Source organism: Sphingobium sp. FW305-3-2-15-F-TSA7 (assembly GCF_058787155.1).
Window position 1 is genome coordinate 129,564 of the sequence record NZ_JBYSZM010000015.1, and the last position, 17,435, is coordinate 146,998.

19 protein-coding genes are annotated in these 17,435 nt (G+C 61.2%); 11 read left to right on the forward strand and 8 right to left on the reverse strand.

Annotation, left to right across the window (positions count from 1 at the left end; all coding sequences use genetic code 11):
• Window positions 1-95: 95 nt before the first annotated feature.
• Entirely contained in the window at window positions 96-656 is a 561-nt protein-coding gene (locus AC3WN8_RS14025; RefSeq protein ID WP_492670061.1) for a hypothetical protein, read from the forward strand.
• 217 nt (window positions 657-873) lie between these two features.
• Window positions 874-1,209 (forward strand): GIY-YIG nuclease family protein, encoded by a 336-nt coding sequence (locus AC3WN8_RS14030; RefSeq protein WP_492670062.1) that lies wholly within the window; start codon window positions 874-876, stop codon window positions 1,207-1,209.
• 9 nt (window positions 1,210-1,218) lie between these two features.
• Here AC3WN8_RS14030 and AC3WN8_RS14035 read toward each other — a convergent pair whose 3' ends face one another.
• Window positions 1,219-1,611 (reverse strand): VOC family protein, encoded by a 393-nt coding sequence (locus AC3WN8_RS14035; RefSeq protein ID WP_492670063.1) that lies wholly within the window; start codon window positions 1,609-1,611, stop codon window positions 1,219-1,221.
• Between the two features lie 15 nt (window positions 1,612-1,626).
• A complete protein-coding gene (locus AC3WN8_RS14040; RefSeq protein WP_492670064.1) occupies window positions 1,627-1,917 on the reverse strand; it encodes an ArsR/SmtB family transcription factor in 291 nt (96 codons plus the stop codon).
• A gap of 541 nt (window positions 1,918-2,458) precedes the next feature.
• Here AC3WN8_RS14040 and AC3WN8_RS14045 point away from each other — a divergent pair.
• The 6 genes from AC3WN8_RS14045 to AC3WN8_RS14070 all read left to right on the forward strand — a co-directional run bounded on the left by AC3WN8_RS14045 (window position 2,459) and on the right by AC3WN8_RS14070 (window position 8,486).
• A complete protein-coding gene (locus AC3WN8_RS14045; protein WP_492670065.1) occupies window positions 2,459-4,768 on the forward strand; it encodes a TonB-dependent receptor in 2,310 nt (769 codons plus the stop codon).
• 14 nt (window positions 4,769-4,782) lie between these two features.
• The gene (locus tag AC3WN8_RS14050; protein ID WP_492670066.1) at window positions 4,783-6,204 is read left to right on the forward strand and encodes a M14 family zinc carboxypeptidase; all 1,422 of its coding nucleotides are present in this window, start codon (window positions 4,783-4,785) and stop codon (window positions 6,202-6,204) included.
• Between the two features lie 153 nt (window positions 6,205-6,357).
• Complete coding sequence (locus AC3WN8_RS14055; protein ID WP_492670067.1) at window positions 6,358-6,744, forward strand: Imm50 family immunity protein; 387 nt, start codon at window positions 6,358-6,360, stop codon at window positions 6,742-6,744.
• A gap of 91 nt (window positions 6,745-6,835) precedes the next feature.
• On the forward strand, window positions 6,836-7,282 hold the full coding sequence (locus tag AC3WN8_RS14060; protein ID WP_492670068.1) for a GFA family protein: 447 nt from the start codon (window positions 6,836-6,838) through the stop codon (window positions 7,280-7,282).
• A 114-nt stretch (window positions 7,283-7,396) separates the two neighbouring features.
• Entirely contained in the window at window positions 7,397-7,612 is a 216-nt protein-coding gene (locus AC3WN8_RS14065; RefSeq protein WP_492670069.1) for a hypothetical protein, read from the forward strand.
• A gap of 259 nt (window positions 7,613-7,871) precedes the next feature.
• On the forward strand, window positions 7,872-8,486 hold the full coding sequence (locus AC3WN8_RS14070) for a hypothetical protein (protein WP_492670070.1): 615 nt from the start codon (window positions 7,872-7,874) through the stop codon (window positions 8,484-8,486).
• Between the two features lie 185 nt (window positions 8,487-8,671).
• On the opposite strand, the gene AC3WN8_RS14075 is transcribed toward AC3WN8_RS14070, so the two are convergent.
• Window positions 8,672-10,036, reverse strand: a complete 1,365-nt coding sequence (locus AC3WN8_RS14075; protein WP_492670071.1) for a PIN domain-containing protein — start codon at window positions 10,034-10,036, stop codon at window positions 8,672-8,674.
• 274 nt (window positions 10,037-10,310) lie between these two features.
• Between AC3WN8_RS14075 and AC3WN8_RS14080 the strand changes: the two genes are divergently transcribed.
• Complete coding sequence (locus tag AC3WN8_RS14080; protein WP_492670072.1) at window positions 10,311-10,646, forward strand: DUF2322 family protein; 336 nt, start codon at window positions 10,311-10,313, stop codon at window positions 10,644-10,646.
• Window positions 10,647-10,802: 156 nt separating this feature from the next.
• Here AC3WN8_RS14080 and AC3WN8_RS14085 read toward each other — a convergent pair whose 3' ends face one another.
• The 5 genes from AC3WN8_RS14085 to AC3WN8_RS14105 are packed head-to-tail and all read right to left on the reverse strand — an operon-like array spanning window position 10,803 to window position 16,333.
• Window positions 10,803-11,903, reverse strand: coding sequence for a Shedu anti-phage system protein SduA domain-containing protein (locus tag AC3WN8_RS14085; protein ID WP_492670073.1), 1,101 nt, complete (start codon window positions 11,901-11,903; stop codon window positions 10,803-10,805).
• A 25-nt stretch (window positions 11,904-11,928) separates the two neighbouring features.
• Window positions 11,929-13,521: a non-canonical purine NTP pyrophosphatase gene (locus AC3WN8_RS14090; RefSeq protein WP_492670074.1), complete on the reverse strand. Its 1,593-nt coding sequence runs from the start codon at window positions 13,519-13,521 to the stop codon at window positions 11,929-11,931.
• On the reverse strand, window positions 13,514-14,602 hold the full coding sequence (locus AC3WN8_RS14095) for a beta-ribofuranosylaminobenzene 5'-phosphate synthase family protein (RefSeq protein WP_492670075.1): 1,089 nt from the start codon (window positions 14,600-14,602) through the stop codon (window positions 13,514-13,516). The genes AC3WN8_RS14090 and AC3WN8_RS14095 overlap by 8 nt, the downstream gene beginning before the upstream one ends.
• Window positions 14,490-15,200: a hypothetical protein gene (locus AC3WN8_RS14100; RefSeq protein WP_492670076.1), complete on the reverse strand. Its 711-nt coding sequence runs from the start codon at window positions 15,198-15,200 to the stop codon at window positions 14,490-14,492. The genes AC3WN8_RS14095 and AC3WN8_RS14100 overlap by 113 nt, the downstream gene beginning before the upstream one ends.
• Window positions 15,197-16,333 (reverse strand): DNA adenine methylase, encoded by a 1,137-nt coding sequence (locus AC3WN8_RS14105; RefSeq protein ID WP_492670077.1) that lies wholly within the window; start codon window positions 16,331-16,333, stop codon window positions 15,197-15,199. Before AC3WN8_RS14105 ends, AC3WN8_RS14100 begins: the two co-directional genes overlap by 4 nt.
• A gap of 468 nt (window positions 16,334-16,801) precedes the next feature.
• On the opposite strand from AC3WN8_RS14105, the gene AC3WN8_RS14110 reads away from it, so the two are divergent.
• Window positions 16,802-17,056, forward strand: coding sequence for a Pam3-gp28 family putative phage holin (locus AC3WN8_RS14110; protein WP_492670078.1), 255 nt, complete (start codon window positions 16,802-16,804; stop codon window positions 17,054-17,056).
• The coding region (locus AC3WN8_RS14115; protein ID WP_492670079.1) for a hypothetical protein at window positions 17,053-17,435 on the forward strand (383 nt) is incomplete at its 3' end. The genes AC3WN8_RS14110 and AC3WN8_RS14115, both read left to right, overlap by 4 nt.

Below are 17,435 nucleotides of genomic sequence, written 5' to 3' on the forward strand. Positions count from 1 at the left end.
CGCATTTCCGCGCGTCTGCCGTCTCGCATGGCGAAGCCCGATCCCCGTGCCCGGCACGGGGCAGGGCGGGCTTCGCCATGCAATGGGAGAGTGCCATGAACAAGACGATCATCTGCCTCGCCGCGACGGTCACGCTTGCCGCGTGCGGCGGCCGCCCGCCTGCGGACGGAAATGCGGCCGCCGGCGATGCGGTCGCCGCGCCCGCCGCCAGGCCCGCCGGCTGGGACGCGACCAATGCCTGCGCGCTGCTCGACAAGGCGGTCCTCGGCGCCGCGCTCGGCGACAGCGTCGTCGAAACCCGCCTCGGCTTGGTCCATCAACCGAGCGCGGTCGACGCGGCGACGTCGGAATGCACCTATGTGCTGAAGAGCGGCGGAGAGGCGCGGCTGATGGCGCGGCGCTCGCCGATCGACGACAACACCCCCGAAGCCATGGCGCAGGCGCGCAACGCGACCGCCTCGGCAATCCGCGCCTTCACCGACAAGCCCATCGAGGATGTGCCCGGCCTGGGCAAGGCGGCGTTCTTCGTGCCGGGCATCAACCAGATGAACGTGTTCCTCGACACGAAGCGCTTCGTCGTGCTCACCATCGGCACCGCGCCGCGCGACACGGCGAAGGATCTGGCGGGCCGGCTGGTGAAGGACATGATCGGGTAAATTCCGACGCGTCACCCGAAACCGCTCACCGGCCGTCACGAATTATACCCGGATAATATTGCGCTTGCCTGCGCATTGGGCTAGAGCGATTTGTAGTTCGATGGAATCATCGAACGACTCGAAAATCGCGACAAAACAAAAGCCTAGGGCATGCGATCCGCTTCTAGCGGATCACAGCATGCTCTAGGCGCGCCGCGAGAGCGGAAGGAATGCGCATATGAAGGGCGAAGAACGCAAGGCGGCGGTGAGCGCTTACAAGGAACGAAAGGTGGAGCCCGGCATCTATGCCATCCGCTGCGCGCCGTCCGGCCAGGTCTGGGTGGGCAGCGCCCCCGACCTGTCGACGATCCAGAACCGGCTCTGGTTCACGCTCCGCCACGGGAGCAATTCGCAGCGCGCGCTTCAGCATGCCTGGAACGTCCATGGCGCCGAGGCCTTCGCGTTCGAGATCGTCGAGCGGCTGGAGGCGGAGGAGAGCGCCTATATCCGCGACGGCCTGCTGAAGACGCAGCTCAAGCGCTGGATCGACGAGCTCGGGGCCGAGCGCATCTGACCGCGCCCCTCAACCGTCCTTCATCTGGATGATCTGGATCAGGTTGCCGCACGTGTCGTCGAACACCGCCATCCACACGGTGCCGGCATCGATCGGTTCGCGCGTGAACGAGACGCCGAGCGAGGCGAGCCGCTTATATTCGGCGTTCAGGTCGTCGACCATGAACGACGTGGCCGGGATGCCGTCCGCGACGAGCGCGGCCTTGAAGGGGTTCGCGGCAGGGTGCTCGCTGGGTTCGAGCAGCAATTCGGTGCCCTCCGGATTTTCCGGCGAGACCAGCGTCAGCCAGCGATGCGCGCCCATCGGGATATCGTGCTTCACCCTGAAGCCGAGTTTGTTCGTATAGAAATCCAGCGCTTTCGCCTGGTCGTCCACCAATATGCTGGTGACATAGATCCTCATCGGCTTGTCCTTTCCCTACAGATGTTTGCGAAGCCAGGTTTCGACCGCTTCGTTGAGCGGACCGGGATCGAGCGCATGCAGCCTGGTCCGCCCCGACCATTCGATCCGGACCAGCCCGGCCCGTTCCAGCATGTCGAGATGCTGCGTGATCGCCTGACGCGAGAGGGCGGTGCCGTCCTCCGCGAACGAGAGCGCGCAGATCTCGAACAGCGACTGGTTCGGATGCTCGCGCAGGCGATCGATGATCCTGCGCCGCGTCGGATCACCAAGCGCCTTGAAAACACGATCGAGCGCGTCGTCGGTCATGGGCAAGAATATGCAATGAAATTATTGCATGTCAAGCGGCGGCCGATTTCCAGCCCTTTCTCCGGTTGCTTCGAGCGAAGGGTCGAGCTTGCCGAGACCCGAAGTCGAGAAGGGGGGCGACGCGCGATTTCCCGGGTCGGCACGGCCTTCTCGACGGCCGCGCCTCGACTTCGCTCGACGCTGCTCGAAGCAAACGGCTGAAGGGGCAGTCGCCAAACCCGGCCAACTCTCCACCCCACACCGTCATGCTGTTGCCGAGGCAGGATCCGGGCCTGCCGCAACCCTCTTCTCCGCGTCTCTGCGCCTCCGCGTGAATCATTCCAGTTCGGCAGACGGCTTGAGCCAATTGGTTCACGCGGAGCCGCGGAGACGCGGAGGATCGCGAACCTCCTGGCTATCGGCCTCTTCAGCTCCGTTTCCTTCGCGTGAAACCGGTCAGCCTGACGTGGAGTGCATCCCCCTCCGCCACCCGCTTGCGCGATTTCAGAAAACCGACTAGTCTGTCTCTATTAATCGATAACAGTCGAAAAGGGTGGAGCTGATGGCGATTCGGAAAATGGATATATGGTGCGCGGGCGTGGCGTTGTTGGCGCTGGCGGCGGCCCCCGCATGGGCGGGGCAGGACACGGCGCAGGACAATACGACCGACGAAATCCCCGGTGAGATCGTCGTCACCGCGCAGAAGCGCGCCGAACCGCTGCGCACGATTGCGGCCAGCGTCCAGGCGATCGGCGGGGACACGCTCGAATCCCGCTCGCTGCGTTCGCTCCAGGATATCGTCCGCCTCGTCCCCTCGCTGTCGATCGCGCCCGAAACCGGGATCGGCGATCGCAACATCGTGCTGCGCGGCGTCGCGCCCTCGGGCGGCACCCAGCCCACCGTCGTCACTTATCTCGACGATATCCTGATCCCCAATTCGGTCGATCCCCAGCTTTACGACCTGGAACGGGTGGAGGTGCTGAAGGGGCCACAGGGCGATCTTTACGGTGCGTCGGCGGCGGGCGGGCTGATCCGCTATGTTGAGGCACGCCCCGATCCCTCGGGCTTCAGCGGGCGCGCCGAACTGAGCGGATCCACCATCGCGGGCGGCGCGCGCAATTATGGCGGCACCGCGCTGGTCAACCTGCCGCTCGGCGCCGACGCCGCGATCCGCGCCAGCGCCGCTTACGACCGGCGCGGCGGTTTCATCGACAATGTCGATCCCTATGACGGCACGATCCGCCGCAACATCAACGATACCGAACGTTTCACCGGCCGCATCGCCGCGCGCTGGACGCCGTCCGACGTGCTCGAGATCCGCGCCTCCGCAATGTACAATCAACGGACCAACGGCGCGCTCGCCGAATCCGATCTCAACGACCGGCTGACCCAGGGTACGCCGCGCGCGCGGCTCACCAGCCGCTTCTTCCCCGAATCCGGATCGGACAAGGCCTGGATCGCCAACCTCACCGCCAATCTCGATATCGGCATCGGCACGCTCACCTCGGCCACCGGCTATGTCCATCAGAAGATCCGCCGCCGGCTCGACGTGCGCGACATCTACAATCTCGATCCCGCGGTCACCGGCTTCGCCTATCCCGGTTTCGACCCCGAAGTGAACGGGTCCTTTCTCGACAATCCCAACACCGCTCTGCTGTCGCCGCATCTGACCGGCAACACCTTCCGCCAGTTCACCCAGGAACTCCGCTTCAATTCCGACTGGGATTTTCCCGTCCAGCTGCTCGCCGGCGCATTCTATCTGCGCAGCACCACCAACAGTTTCCAGCGGCTCGGTTTCGACGCGCCGATCCCGGAATATAGTGAGGCGATGGGCGGCGATCCCGATGCGCTGGTCGATGCCGGCTTCACCGGCCATGAGAGAGTGGAGGAACTGGCCGGTTTCGCCAATCTCCGCTGGCAATTCGCGAACGAGCGCGCGGAGGTGAAGGCGGGCGTGCGTTATTACGACCGCAAGAATCCCCGCCACATCGTCGACACGCCGGGATCCTTGTTCCCCGTCGGCGTGGACGCGACCGCGAAGGACAGCGGCGCGCTTTTCTCCGCCAGCGCATCGTACAAGATCACGCCGACCACCTTCACCTATGCCCGCTATGCCGGCGGCTTCCGCCCGGGTGTCGGCCGCGTGCTGCCGGGGCCGGTGTGCGGCCCCGATTTCGCCGCGCTCGGTATCGATCCGGCGACGATCCCGCCCTTCACCCGGCCCGAAAAGCTCGACAGCTATGAAGCCGGCCTGCGCCAGTCCAGCCGCGACGGCCGCTTTTCCGCCAGCGTCACCGGCTTCATCATCAAATATCGCGATATCCAGCAGAGTCTGGTCCTGCCCACCTGCGCCAGTATCTTCGACGTCAATGCCGGCCGCGCGACCAGCAAGGGTTTCGAGCTGGAAGCGCGCATGTCGCCCAGCCGCGCGCTCAGCATCTCGATGAGCGTGGGCTACACCGATGCGCGGCTGGACGAAGGCGATCCGTTCAGCGGCGGCGATGTCGGCGAACAGCTTCAATTCGTGCCCGCCTGGACCTTTGCCGTGCAGCAGGATTATCGCGCGCCTTTGTCGGGCGACTGGGATCTGGTCGTCCGCAGCGACCTCTCCTTCACCGACCGGCGCCAGACCCAGTTCGGCCTGCCCGGATCGCGGCCCGATACGGTCACCGCGCTGCGCGACTATACGCTGATCAACGCGCAGATCGGCGTCGCGAACAAGGGCTGGGAAATTGCGGTCTTCGCGGACAATCTGGCCAATGTCCTGCCGATCTACGGCACCAACCAGACGCGCTATTTCGGATCGGACGGGCGCACATGGTCGATCGGCACGCCGCGCACGCTCGGCGTCCGGCTGCGGTCCAGTTTCTGATCTTGAAGACCACCATGACGATGGAGATCACCCGTCGTTCGATGCTCGCCGCCGCCGCGTCGACGGGGGCGGCATGGCTGGCGCCCGCGCCGATATGGGCGCGGGCAGGGGGGCGGCCAGCGGAACAGCCAAGGATACCGGCGGGGCCGCATTTCTTCGACAATGATGCGCTCGCCGCGATGATCCGGCCCGCCATCGCCGCGCTGGGCAATGCCGCGCGGGTCGAGCGGCTGGGGCAAAGCGCGGCGGGGCGGCCGATCGATCTGGTCAGTATCGGATCGGGCGATCGATCGGTGCTGGTCGTCGGCGCGCCGCATCCCAACGAACCGATCGGCTGCCTCAGCGTCGTCGCGCTGATCGACCGGCTGGCGCGCGACCGCCATTTCCGCGAGCGATCCAGTTGGCGCTGGCATTTCATCCCGGCGATCGACGTCGACGGGCTGGCGCTCAACCGCGGCTGGTTTGCGGGGGAACGCACGCTCGACGCCTATCTGCGGCATTTCTATCGCCCGGCCTTTGCCCGCCAGCCCGAATATGCGTTTCCGCTCGCCATGCCCGGCTATCGTTTCGACGCGGTCACGCCGGAGGCGGCGTGCTGGCAACGCGCGATGGAGATCGCCTGGCCCGATCTGCAATCCTCGCTGCACGGCAATGACAGCGGCGGCGCATTCTATCTGCTCAGCAAGGATCGCCCGGCGCTGGCGGCCCGGCTGTCGCGCCAGCCCGCGACGCAGGGCATCATGCTAAACGATCTGGGGGAACCCGATGCCGAACTCACCCGCTTCGCGCCCGGCGTCTTTTCCTATTTCGATGTCGCGCCCTATGTCGCGCGGATCGTGGCGAAGGGCGGGGCGGTCGCGCCGCTATGGAATGCCGGCCGGTCGAGCGCGGAATTCGCGGCGGAACGCCACGGCACCTACAGCATGACCTGCGAAGTGCCGTTATGGGAGGATCCCCGCCAGCGCAGCGCCCGGCCGTCGGGATACACGATGGCCGATGTTCGGCGCATGCATGTCGCGGCGCTGGAGGAAAATGGCCGGCTGCTCGACGCAGCGGCGCCGCTGATCGCACGGCCCCAGGCCGACGCCGAAGGCGCCGCGCTGGCCGAGGCGCTGGCCGAGGCGGCGACGCTGACCGCGCGGCAACGCGACACGCTGACCGCGCAGCTTCGCACGGGCGCGGGGGCCGCGGCGCCGGTCAGCCTGGCCGATCTCGTCCAGCTCGAACCCGGCGCCACGCTGATGCGCGCGCCCGCGATGCTCGCGCGCCTCGCCCGGTTGCGGGGCGACACCGCCACAGCATCGGCGGCCCAGGCGCTGCTCGCCCACCGCATCGCCGCACAGGCAGCCAAGGCCCCGCTGCGCCCGGTCCCGACCGAACGCGCGGTGGCGCTGCAGATGCTGTCGATCACGACCGCGATGGGGGAATTGGGGTAGGGGAGGAGGTCTTCGGCCCATGTCTCGATAGCGATGGCGGGCGGGCAATCGCGCGACGTGCTGACCTGAGCTTATCCAGAGCGTGAACTGTCTACCGACGCACACAAACGAGCCATTCTTGCGAACCGCGTTCGCCGCCTTTACGCCCGTGGCATGGCAGAGGTAAGCGATGTTCCGGGCTGGCCGGCTTTGGTCGATTGGTTTGGCCATTCGCCAAATTTTCACGATGCGGAAGTCGTGTCGATCGACCTTAGGCGCGAATCCGAAGCATCAAGCGTCCGTATTCACGCCTGGCGTACGAATGGCGACACGACCGAGGAAGGGCACTTCCGGCAGGATCGCCATGCTCTCATCACTTTTGCGATCAAGGGCATCACCTCTTTGAAGCTTGAGGGGTGGAACCATCAGAATGTCATTTCCGAGCTTTGGGTGGATCGAACCGTCGATGGTTATATTCTCCACTTGTCCGATATTTACGGCGTGGGCGGAGAGATAGTGGCGGTCGACATTTCAGTCTCGATCGAACCATTCGCGCCATAGTGAGAAACGGCAGCCGCATCCGAGGAATTGAAAACGCTTAACCCGCTGATGCTCAGAAAGGTCAGAGTTGGCAGGGATTGAGCATGTTTGCTTGCACCGTCGGCGTTTCGAAAGCCGGCCACCGGATTTTGGAAGGAGACGCGGCATGGAGCAATTCACTGGCGGTTGTCTGTGCGGCAACGTCCGGATCGTCGCGTCGGGGCGCCCATATCGGGTCGGCCTTTGCCACTGTCTCGATTGCCGCAAGCATCATGGCGCCCTGTTTTACGCGTCCGCGATATTCCCCCAGGATGCGGTGACGATCGCTGGCGAGACCCGCGACTATGCCGGGCGTTTTTTCTGTCCCCGCTGCGGCTCATCGGTTTTCGCGCGCAGTGCCGACGAAATCGAAGTGAATTTGGGTTCCCTGGATGCGCCTGACCAGCTGATGCCGACCTATGAAAGCTGGATCGTCCGCCGGGAATCCTGGCTGCCACCGTTTCCGCTCACAAGACGATATGGCCGCGATCGTGACGCCATGGGTCGCTTTGAGGATTAGGTCTCGCGCGCAAGAGAAGCGGAACAACCGGGCGTGATTGATTGCCGCTATTGCGCTGGTTCAGGGTCGAACTAAGCTTCGTTCGTGAAACGCTCTCCATTCCAGCGCTTAGCCATGGCACTGGCCTCCGCAGGACGGATCATTCCGCTCTGCTTATCCTTTGCGTGGAGCCACAATTTTCTCTGGAAGACCTATGGCATAGCTGTTGGGTATGCGTCGCAGGACCCATGGCATCCCTTTTCGCTGGCAGCGCCGGCGTTCTATATCGCGATGGTCTGGCTATTCGCGGCGATCGTTATTTGGGTGATGCGCCTGACGCGGGATCGCTGAGAACCGCTGATCACCGCGCCTCTCATCCGTCGACGATCGCAATTAGCCGACATTGGCATTTCACCGGCTTCGGTGGCATTCGTCGCTCATGAAACCAGGCTTCAACCCCAGGAGACGCAACCGGAATATCGGCACCGCGAAGCAGGGGCACGGGCAGAACAACCGGTTCGTCATTCCCGACTTGGCCACCGCCTCACGCTCATGGAAGGAGCGCCTGAATCCACATCAAATCGTGCACAGGGACGTGCGCGGGCGGGGAGTGGCGTTCATCGTGGAGGAGAATAGCGGCGGATGCATCCACCCATGCACCGTGGACGATATCGTCAGGATCCTCACCCATATCCCATGGTCCGACTGGACGGGGCTCGACACCTTCGTCCTGCGCCAATCCACGAGGAAACAACGAATCATGGCCCCGGCCTGGGGACGGTTATTCTATTTCGCCGATCTCGGCATCGCGGAGCGCAACGCGGTCCGCACCGGGCCGGCGGTATTTCTGGAAGCCATCGACTGCGGGGCTGGACTGGCCTGGTCGACATCGCTTCAACCCGACGATGCGGAGGAACTGGATCGTCTTCGATCCGACGGGCACCGGATCGAAAGGGTCGGCAATCGCCATAACATCTCGGTGACGGCCGAGTCCGCCAGGGCAACCCAGCTCTATCGGACTTTGCTTCACGAGATCGGTCATTGGGTGGACTGGCTCGAAAAGGTCGAACGCCCCAGCGGACAGGGCGGCGATTTCGGGCAGCTCTGCGATCGTTATTTCGAACGGCCCAAGCAAGAGCGCGAAGCCTTTGCGCATCGCTATGCGGATGAGATGCGGTTGGAGCTCGAGCAACGGGGCATCATTCCGTTTTCAGGGCTCGATTGAACGCCTTCACGCGTTCCCAAGCGCCTCCCCCACAAACCCCTCCATTCCCAACCTTCCTTGTTTGAGATTCCTTGCTGCTCGGATATCCCGCCCCATCACCGCCCTAGGTGTGCGCCTGTCCCGAAAGCTGGCGCCTGGTCGTCGATTAGGTGAAGCATCGCGAACAGCTGGCGTTCCCTATTGAACTACCATCCGGGTAGCTCAGCGGCATTTACCCTGGCGAATGCGCCTTGCACCGGTTCGGGCAATAGCGCTTGCACAAGCGGGTCTAGCCAATGAGTTAACACTGACTCGAAGGTGAGTTCGCGTTCCGACGTGACCGTCTCGTGATGCTCCGCGCTGACACTAACAATTAATCTGCCACTCGAGGACATATTGTCTGCGGCGTACACGAGAACGCCTACGTCCTCTTCCCGCCCAGGGCGAAAGTCGGCACATTCAAAACTCGTGGTCTCGGATCCGGAGATTGTGGGTCGCTTTCTCCAATAAAAGCGCGTTGGATCGCGAGGTTTATCTGGCAACGCCAGACGCGCAACGTCGTAGAGCGTCTTGCGGCGTGGCGGTTCTGGCGGCTCCGGCAAAGCGATGGGCCCCAACACCAATTCTGCGTCCTTTCGATCCGCAAGAAGCTCAATGCCCCCGCCCGTACATATGATGAGTGAAAGGTTCTTTGCTGATACATTTCCGACATTTACTACAGCGCCGGGCGCCACCTGCGCCAGGGCGTGACGCGCAACGCGCTCATGAAGCGTGGTAAAGTATGTCCGCAATGCCGATGCGAACTGATCATATTCATGATAATAGGCATCCACCATCGACTGTCCGATCGTGAAGGGGGCGCTAAGCACTGCGTAACGATTGGAGTAAGTGCTGGCGCGAACCTCTTCAGCGGGGAAATGCTCAAGCGTCAGCGCTGCCAATTTACCCGCTATTGAAGTGCCTAGATATGGCACAGAGGCAATCCCTATCGTGATCGGATTGTCTGGTGGCATGGCAATTTGCAGGCGAGGCCGGGCGTTGTGAGCGGCTTCCAGTTCGCGGGTCAGCTGGCCGATTTTGCGCTGATCGTCGGTTTGCTCGGCGGGTAACAACCAGTCATCGGGCGGACATGCGGCACGAACACCGGCGATCCTGGCTTGAATGCGCGGGCCGGTGTCGTGAGATAAAACTATACCGTTTGCATCGGTTGCAGCGGCAGCAACAAGATGGTCGTCTGCGTTGGTTGAATCCAGGTCTGGAAAGTCTGACCAGACCGGCTTGCCGAGCCAAATGACCAGGTCGACCTTGGGTTTATCGGCTCTTATCGACAAGGTCATATCCGATGCGCCAGCGGCCTCTTCGATGAGGCTAAGCGATTTGCGGGCGCGATTGCGTCGTCGCTGGTTGGTCGATGTTTTGTGCTTGTCCAGCTCTGCGATCACCGCTTTACAGACAAAGAGCGCGATGTTTTCGGCCTTCGGAAATAGCTCCCGCCATGCAATCTGGTTGAAGTCTTTCATTTGAAGAAAGCTGTTCGTGTCGATGAACAGCGATAAATTCCTATCATCCATACAACCATTGTGGCGCTATGCATGATCCTTCACAAGTAGAGCTGTCGCTTTTGTGTGATGCGAACCAGCCATCGCGGCGATGGGGATCGAAGGTGCACTCATGCTCGCGGAGGAGGCAGAAATCTGGTGAAGGTCTGCTGTTTCTTTGAAAACGTCGACAAGTGCAAAAAGGGCGGTGGTTGGGCGCCGAGCGCAGCGGGCTTCATAGCGAGCATCTGAGGAAGGCGTTACACGCCAGCGCGCAATCAAATCAGGAAGTGAGGAAAAGCTGGAGATGATTCAACCAAGCACGACGTTCAAGGATAACCTTCAGCAATTGCCGCCCGTCGACGGCGTGCAACGCATCGACCTCATCGACGGGAATGGAGCTGTGGTTGCCAGCATCGAGAATCAGCCGGGCAAGCAAGGTTCGCTAGCCGTCTATCAATATTTGAAGCAGTCCTTCGACTCCCTGGATGCGAAAGCGGCCGAATACGGTTTGCTCATGTTCGCCGAGCACACGGCGGATGCACGAAATCGCGCGGGCGCGCACCCGAACATCGATCGCCTTCTTGCGATCGCCGCTGGTGGGAGTCCGCTGAGTATCGAAGTGATCGCAGCCGGTCACTGAACTGGCTGCTCTGCGCTCAATCTCTGCCGTTCACCCCCACCGTGGTCAGCCCCGAAAGCCGCCGTTCCTCAAGGTGATGAGCTGGTGGCGGCGATTGGGTAGTTACTATTTGTCCGCTCCAATCGTGCGAATCGAAAAGCAAACCCTCCCGTATGGTCAGTTTACCCGCACTGAAAGCACCTCTACGGCGGGCTGGGTCATATTTTGCGCAATCCTACGCGCCCGATCCAGTAACCAATCGAAGCCCGCGATTCGCATATGAGTGCGATTATTGTTGGCGTCGCTAAGCGCCTGCTTCTGAACGTTGCCGAGCCCCCGTTCGAGACCTACTATGACCAGGCAATCGGGTTCTTGGAAGTCGGGAAAGTACTTTTCAGCCTCGGAGAAATGTTTGATTAGGTAACGACGGTAGTCCGCCGCTTGAGACTCAGCGTGGGTGACTTCGGCAGCAAGGTGCCCACCGCCTGTCACTAGCCTCTTAGCCGGACACTCGATCTCGACTACCATGTAAGTCCCGTCGGCCCGCTGAACGACATAGTCGGGCTCTTTTAATCCGAAGAGGTCAGGCTGCGGCCACACCCGAACCGCCAAGGGGTCGAGTATTTGCGGGTGAGCTGTGAGAAAGGCCTGGAATGCAGGCTCATTGTGGGGCTCGTTCCGAATGAGTGCGTCAAAATCGTTGAGAACTGGCGTGCTAACCGCGAGCCAGCGTTTTGACAAAGCTGCAAATAACTCTCGGGCAGCGCCTGCTCTAGAGAATGACATGGCCTGGAGTGCGAAGCCAATGTGGCTGGATACTTCCTCATCATCGTCAAATGATAGAATTAGGTCAACGAGATGAGATCGCGCAAACTGCGAAATAGCGGGATCGGATGCTACCGCGTCTCTGATCGCCTTGTCTATCTGTGCATCATGCACTGCACCTAGTGGAGGAAGATCTTCGCCGGCTGATACCGAAGCTAAGAGCTGTATAGCGATGCTGATATTCTTAGATTTTCGACAAAATTCTACTCCTTCCATTAGCTCCTTGAGGCCAAGTTGCTTCCAGACAAGTAGCGTCGAAGCGGCGGGTGCCTTCAGGTCATAGTTGAAAGTGAAACCACCGTACATGTGCTCGAACAGGCGGCGTACTCCAACGAGCCCGTCGAGACCCGCGTTCTCGACGCAGTCGCGCAGGAGTTGCATGAGATGATCGCGGTTGCCGCCGTTCTCAACGTACCACTCCACCCGGTCTCTCAACGATCCGCTTACTGCCATTCGCTCTCAGCCATTGTGCATCTGTTCAACTTAAGTCCCGCAGTACCCGGATCGCCATACCGTAACCGGTGTTCGAGAGGCGATATTTGCGCGCGGCTGCGCCGGCGCCCTCAGAAATCTCGTAATAGGCATAAAAGTCCTGGTTGAAGTATCGACTCACGTTATCCTTGTGCTTGGGATGGATCGCCGGAAACGCTTCTGCAGTCAGCGCGGCGATCTCGGTTGTGGTGTAGAATCGCCGTGCTTCATCGTCCTTCCACACGCGTAGTAGCGCGATCAGGATCGCATCCTGCAGCCCGACCTCGCCGATTTCGGTGAGGCTGGCAAGACGCGCAGCGATGTCCATCTCTTTCTCGCCGGCATCGCCTGCCAGTAGGTCAATCTGTGCCAGATAACCAGCGATGTCGCCTTGGTTATCGAGCGACTGCATCGTATCGAGTTGGCGGACCACGTCGAGCCCCATGCGTTGTTGCTGCAAATCGCGGTCGTGGAACTCCTGCGCATTGATATCATCGCCAGGTCGCGCTCTGGCACGTAGCCGTGCGAACCGTCTCGCTTCGTCCGCCTCGACAAAACACTGGATAAACGCCTTACCATGGACGCGCATCGTAGCATCCAGAAGGGCAACCTCTGCCGGTGCGCGAAACCCCGAAATCACCAGCGGTTCGGCTAGGTGATCAAGCATATATTCGATCGCTTTTTCCGCCGCGATCGTCGGCTTTTCCGCGAGTGCGCGTTCGGCGAAGTCGCCAATCGGGGTTGGACCGCGAAAGCCGTGCCGGTAATAGTAGCTCAGATGCATGAAGTCGCTCGCCTCGACATGTAGATAACCAAAGCGTCGCGCGAGGTACTGACTCGCGGTGGTCTTGCCCGAGCAGGTGTAGCCGCATAGCAGGATATTGGGTTTGGGATCGAGCTGAAGGGCAAGTTGGGTTGCGGATGTTGGAAAATAACCGCGCGTCTCAAGAAAATCGAACAACTGCTCGAACGCTCCGCGCCGAAAATCGACCTGATCAGCACGCGCGATCGGTAGTGCACCGAGCGGCGCGTCACAGCCCACCGGTACGAACCATTTGTTGAACGAGCGATTGTCGAGCCAGGGGTAGACCGGGTTGGGTTCAAACAGGTATTCGCTCTCGACAATGTTACCGCGCTGTTCGCTGGTGAAAACTACGTAATCCGCCTCAACCCCCCAGCTCATTGCGAGATTGCTTGGGATATGCAGTAGAATGTCTGAGCGCACGCTCGCTCTGCGATCGCTGCCGGCAGCGCGGAGCAGGCTGTCCAGGCTCTCGAACGTGCGGTCCTCCATCCAGTACTTTATATCGACGCCAGGCACTTCGCGTTCGCTGTCGCTCAACGCGTCGATACGCACCGAGGTGTCTTCCAAGATGAACGCATGGCTGGCGGCAGGCAGCCGCGCCTTGCCGATCTGCGCGATCGCGCTTTTATAGCTTTGGGCCAGGATTTCGTCGCGCGAGGTCAGGCGCGGCTCATTATAATCGGCATGATAAGTACGCTGCCGAAAGCTCTTGATCTGGATTTTTCGGCCTTCAGCCAGATAGCGTGCGTGTGCGAGCTTGGTCTGGCTGCTGGTGAAGAAGGTCAGCTCACGCATTGTCGTGGCTGATCTCACGGCCGCGGGGGGTTGGTGCAGTCAGGTAGCTGTCGCAGTCCAGTGCGTCTGCGGCTGCTGCCAGCGTTGGAATCCGCTGAGCCGAGGCAAAGCAGAATAGCATCGGCCCCAAGCTCGACATGCCTACACAATCAGCGCCGTGCGCACGCAGTTCCGCGGCGATGCTGGCGAGTGCTTCGCCATATTCTGCGCGCTCGGCGCACTTCCAATCGGTGTCCTGCATCGCGTCGATCGCAGCACAGAATGCGGGATAATCGTGCTCTCGTGCCGCTGCATATAATCCAAAGAGCGCGATATAGCAGGCCTTAAAACTTGCCGATGCCGAAAGCGGCGCGGTACGCGAGAAAAAGGCAATCTCCTCTGCTTGGCTCTTGGGCGTAATCGCGCGTGGGATGCACAACAGCATCGACCATGGTGGCAGCGCTACCGCCGGCAGGGCTAGCGGCGGATGCGCGGTGGACGCAATTGAGGAAGGTGCATGGCGCTCGCCATAGGCAATGCGACCAAGGTCGCAGATCAGTCCACCTTCAAAATAGCTGTTGACTCCTATGCCGGAGGTGCCGCCACGCCCCGACGCTGCAACCAATGTAGCCCGAGTTAGCGGCAACCCATGCAGTGCGGCGAGCCCTTCGATCGCGCCCAGACGCAGTGCGGTTGCCGACCCCATCCCGACATGCGTCCGCATCTCGCCGGTAATCTCAATCCTTATACCTTGCGTAATACCATGCTTGTGCGTGACATGGGCGATCGCTTTGGCGAGCTGCGCTTGCTCGTCCGTCCCCATTGGTATCGGACGGCTGTCAAAGATCTCGATGCGAGCCGCCGCGCGTAGATCGAGTCGCGCCACTGGCGCCTCGATCGCAAAGCCGATCCCGCCGTTCATGCGTGGCGCACCTGCATGCATCGACAGGAGGCCGACATGAATGCGCGGGCGAACTTGGATATGCACGCTAGGCAACGGGCGAGACACGCCATAGTTCTTCGAAATAGGTGCTGTACTTCTGGCCGAACGGTGTCTCGACCGCGACGTGGACGGCAGGTGCATGGCGGCTGCGATCGCCATCAAATACCGGTCCCGCGACCAAGTCGCCATCGACCAGCACGAAGCTATGCCGGGCAGCGTCGTTGAATCGACGTACTTCGACGCGGTCGCCGAAAATCATGCGCAATCTGTTTACGATCGGTAGCATGTGCTTGGCAGTGTCGCGTGCTTCATCAGTCATATGCGCGTCTTCGGGAATCATCAGCCGGACGCGAAGCTGATTATGCATGCTGAGTGCATCGATCAGCACCTTGTCGTCGGCGTCGGGGTCCAGGAAATCGCGAACGAACCGACTGCAAGAGGCACCCATCACATCGACGCGCTGCCGGCTCTTCTTGACCAGGCGCCGATAGTAAGGTTGCTCGTGGCGGTTTGCGAGCAACCCCTTAATCCCCATACGATGGAACCGGTCAAGTTCGCGCAAAGGTCCCAAAACCGTGAGGAACGTCGCGAGATAAACGACCAGTCCGGTGACTATGCCGCCCAGGAACCCGACGAGTTTTGCATCTGCGGGATCCGCTTTATAGTACCAATATCCTAAACCCGCTGTGACGAGCATCACTCCGCCAGTCACCAGCATCCAGTTCGGCACGCGCGTTGTGCCCGTCTCTAGGTTCATTTGGGTCGTCCGATGAAGAGGAGCTCGCGCTTGCGTGCCTTGCTTAATGCGTGATGATGCGGCGCTGAATGCACCGACACCTCGGCGAACCGAGCCTCGAAATGCGCCTTGAGTTCCGATTCTGAGGGATGTGCGTCCGATACGTAGGAAAGGACCACGGTCGATTCGTGATGCGCATCGATGAATGCGAACAGCCGGTCCTTAAATGTGCCGATACGCCCCCATTCTCCAAACCAATCCGGAGCTGGGAACAGGCCGATATCCGACGCCGGGTCGATCAGTGCATCCCAGCGCGGGTAACATGCCAGCCCTTCGAGGAAATGATAGCGGCGCCAGTAGTCGTCGCGATTGTAGCGTTGCTCGCGATTGATATAAGGCGGATCGATATAAACAAGGTCATAGCCTGGCGCGATCTTACCCGGATCGTCCGCCGACAGGATCGTTGCTTTGGGCCCGCGAGGTAACGTGAGCCGAGCCAGTTCATCATGAGCCTGCCCCATATGATGAGCAAAACTGCGCTCCCAGGTTACGGCGTTGCCGAAGCTGCGTATAACGCCGCTCTTGGTGCGCAGCCCGAGGTTAGCGCGGTGAAACAAGTTGAAGGGACGCTTTTTGAGGCATGCTTGGTAGAGGAGATAGTGGGCAAGCGCAGTTCCTTCGTTGCTCAATGGTTTCTGAGCGAGTGCCGCTACAAAACCATCGATCCAACGGTTCTCAAAGGCCGTGAAAAATACTCCGTCGAACCGGCTCGCGACGGTTGCTGTGCAAGGCTTGATACCAGCCAGCAGTATTTCGAGTTCAATGCGATTGAATGCCAACTCGTCCGCAAGCAGCGCTCGTGCGACGTCCTCGTTGAAGCGCATGCCGTCGTGATAGGTGACTTGCTTGCGCATTGCCTTGAATAGCAACGACACCGAACCGGTCCCGCCAAAGGCGTCGAGCACGGTCTCGAAGCGCAATGCGGCCAGATGCTGATACATCCAGCCAAGCAACCTGCGCTTGCTGCCATAATAGCGGGTCGAGGGAAATCGCGCGATCATCTCGGCGAGCGGCTCAATCCGTTGCAACGCAACGGTCGGCACATCTTGCTGGCGCACGCATTGCGCAGCCTGGCTGGCGATTGCTGTGCTCATGACATCCCCCCCGTCGCACCGATCGCGCATCGCAACACATGGTCTGTGGCGATCCGAACCGCTGCGAAGTCCACCATGCTATATTAGCAGAAGCGGTACACCAAGTACCAACCGCCAGTTGCCCTATCCCCGCGCATGAAAATCATGTTCAAAATGGATGAATGGACAAATGGCAGAAATCGCAGGCGGATCCTCCGGAAGCTGCCAGTCAGCTAGCAGTGAATTCTAACCACGCCCCGTTGGAGCAAATGAGAACAAAACGAAAACAAATCCTTGACATCCTGTCGCCTATGTCGTAGGTGAGTGGAAATACCAGATAGGGTCGAACATTTGCGCCCGCAGCCAACCGGCTTGCGGGCGTTTCGCGTTTCTGCGGCGCTTTTCCGCCGCTTTCGCTTGGTTCGTTCAGGTTCACTTATCCCCGCCGGCGCGCGGCTTTGCCGCCCGGCCCAGCCAAGGGAAATGGTCATGAACGAACCCGTCATCGTCAACGGCAGCATCGTTCCCGCTGCGCTTTTCACCTTGCTGCGCCAACTGGTCCTGACGGCCAGCGGCTATTTGCTGGGCAAGGGCGCGCTCGACGGAGAGGTGGCGGAGGCTGCCGCGTGGCTGCTCGTCTTCGCCGGCACGCTGGCCTATGGCCAGTTCAAGGGCTGGCTGGAGCGGCGCCAGTTGATCGCGGTGGCGGAGGCCGCGCCCGACAGCGTCGCGGTGGTCAAATGATCCCTTTGCCGCTGTCGTTTCCATCGCTGCGACTGATCGGTCTCGCCGCCGCGGCGCTCGCCTTCGCGGCACTGGCGACCCTGCTCCACATCCGCACCGGTCAGCGCGATGCCGCGCTCGCGCGGTCGGCGGCGATCCAGGCGTCGTTCGACCGGACCGTCGAGGGATATCGCGCCGCCCGCGACCGGGCGCGCCGAGACGATCAACTCAACACCATCAGGGTCGGCAAACAGCAGGCCGCAATTTCGCAGGAGGTAACCGATGATTATCAAGGCCGCATCGATCGGCTGCGCGCTGATTATGCTCGGCGGCTGCGCGCACAGGCCGCAGCCGATCCCGGTGGTGGCGGAGGCGCGACAATGCCCGCCCTTTCCCCAGC

What these genes read in the sequence shown, in the direction of transcription:
- AC3WN8_RS14025 (WP_492670061.1), top strand. Translation starts at nt 96, where the DNA reads ATGAACAAGACGATCATCTGCCTCGCCGCGACGGTCACGCTTGCCGCG.
- AC3WN8_RS14030 (WP_492670062.1), top strand. Translation starts at nt 874, where the DNA reads ATGAAGGGCGAAGAACGCAAGGCGGCGGTGAGCGCTTACAAGGAACGA.
- AC3WN8_RS14035 (WP_492670063.1), bottom strand. Translation starts at nt 1,611, where the DNA reads ATGAGGATCTATGTCACCAGCATATTGGTGGACGACCAGGCGAAAGCG.
- AC3WN8_RS14040 (WP_492670064.1), bottom strand. Translation starts at nt 1,917, where the DNA reads ATGACCGACGACGCGCTCGATCGTGTTTTCAAGGCGCTTGGTGATCCG.
- AC3WN8_RS14045 (WP_492670065.1), top strand. Translation starts at nt 2,459, where the DNA reads ATGGCGATTCGGAAAATGGATATATGGTGCGCGGGCGTGGCGTTGTTG.
- AC3WN8_RS14050 (WP_492670066.1), top strand. Translation starts at nt 4,783, where the DNA reads ATGACGATGGAGATCACCCGTCGTTCGATGCTCGCCGCCGCCGCGTCG.
- AC3WN8_RS14055 (WP_492670067.1), top strand. Translation starts at nt 6,358, where the DNA reads ATGGCAGAGGTAAGCGATGTTCCGGGCTGGCCGGCTTTGGTCGATTGG.
- AC3WN8_RS14065 (WP_492670069.1), top strand. Translation starts at nt 7,397, where the DNA reads ATGGCACTGGCCTCCGCAGGACGGATCATTCCGCTCTGCTTATCCTTT.
- AC3WN8_RS14075 (WP_492670071.1), bottom strand. Translation starts at nt 10,036, where the DNA reads ATGGATGATAGGAATTTATCGCTGTTCATCGACACGAACAGCTTTCTT.
- AC3WN8_RS14080 (WP_492670072.1), top strand. Translation starts at nt 10,311, where the DNA reads ATGATTCAACCAAGCACGACGTTCAAGGATAACCTTCAGCAATTGCCG.
- AC3WN8_RS14085 (WP_492670073.1), bottom strand. Translation starts at nt 11,903, where the DNA reads ATGGCAGTAAGCGGATCGTTGAGAGACCGGGTGGAGTGGTACGTTGAG.
- AC3WN8_RS14090 (WP_492670074.1), bottom strand. Translation starts at nt 13,521, where the DNA reads ATGCGTGAGCTGACCTTCTTCACCAGCAGCCAGACCAAGCTCGCACAC.
- AC3WN8_RS14095 (WP_492670075.1), bottom strand. Translation starts at nt 14,602, where the DNA reads ATGGCGATCGCAGCCGCCATGCACCTGCCGTCCACGTCGCGGTCGAGA.
- AC3WN8_RS14100 (WP_492670076.1), bottom strand. Translation starts at nt 15,200, where the DNA reads ATGAACCTAGAGACGGGCACAACGCGCGTGCCGAACTGGATGCTGGTG.
- AC3WN8_RS14105 (WP_492670077.1), bottom strand. Translation starts at nt 16,333, where the DNA reads ATGAGCACAGCAATCGCCAGCCAGGCTGCGCAATGCGTGCGCCAGCAA.
- AC3WN8_RS14110 (WP_492670078.1), top strand. Translation starts at nt 16,802, where the DNA reads ATGAACGAACCCGTCATCGTCAACGGCAGCATCGTTCCCGCTGCGCTT.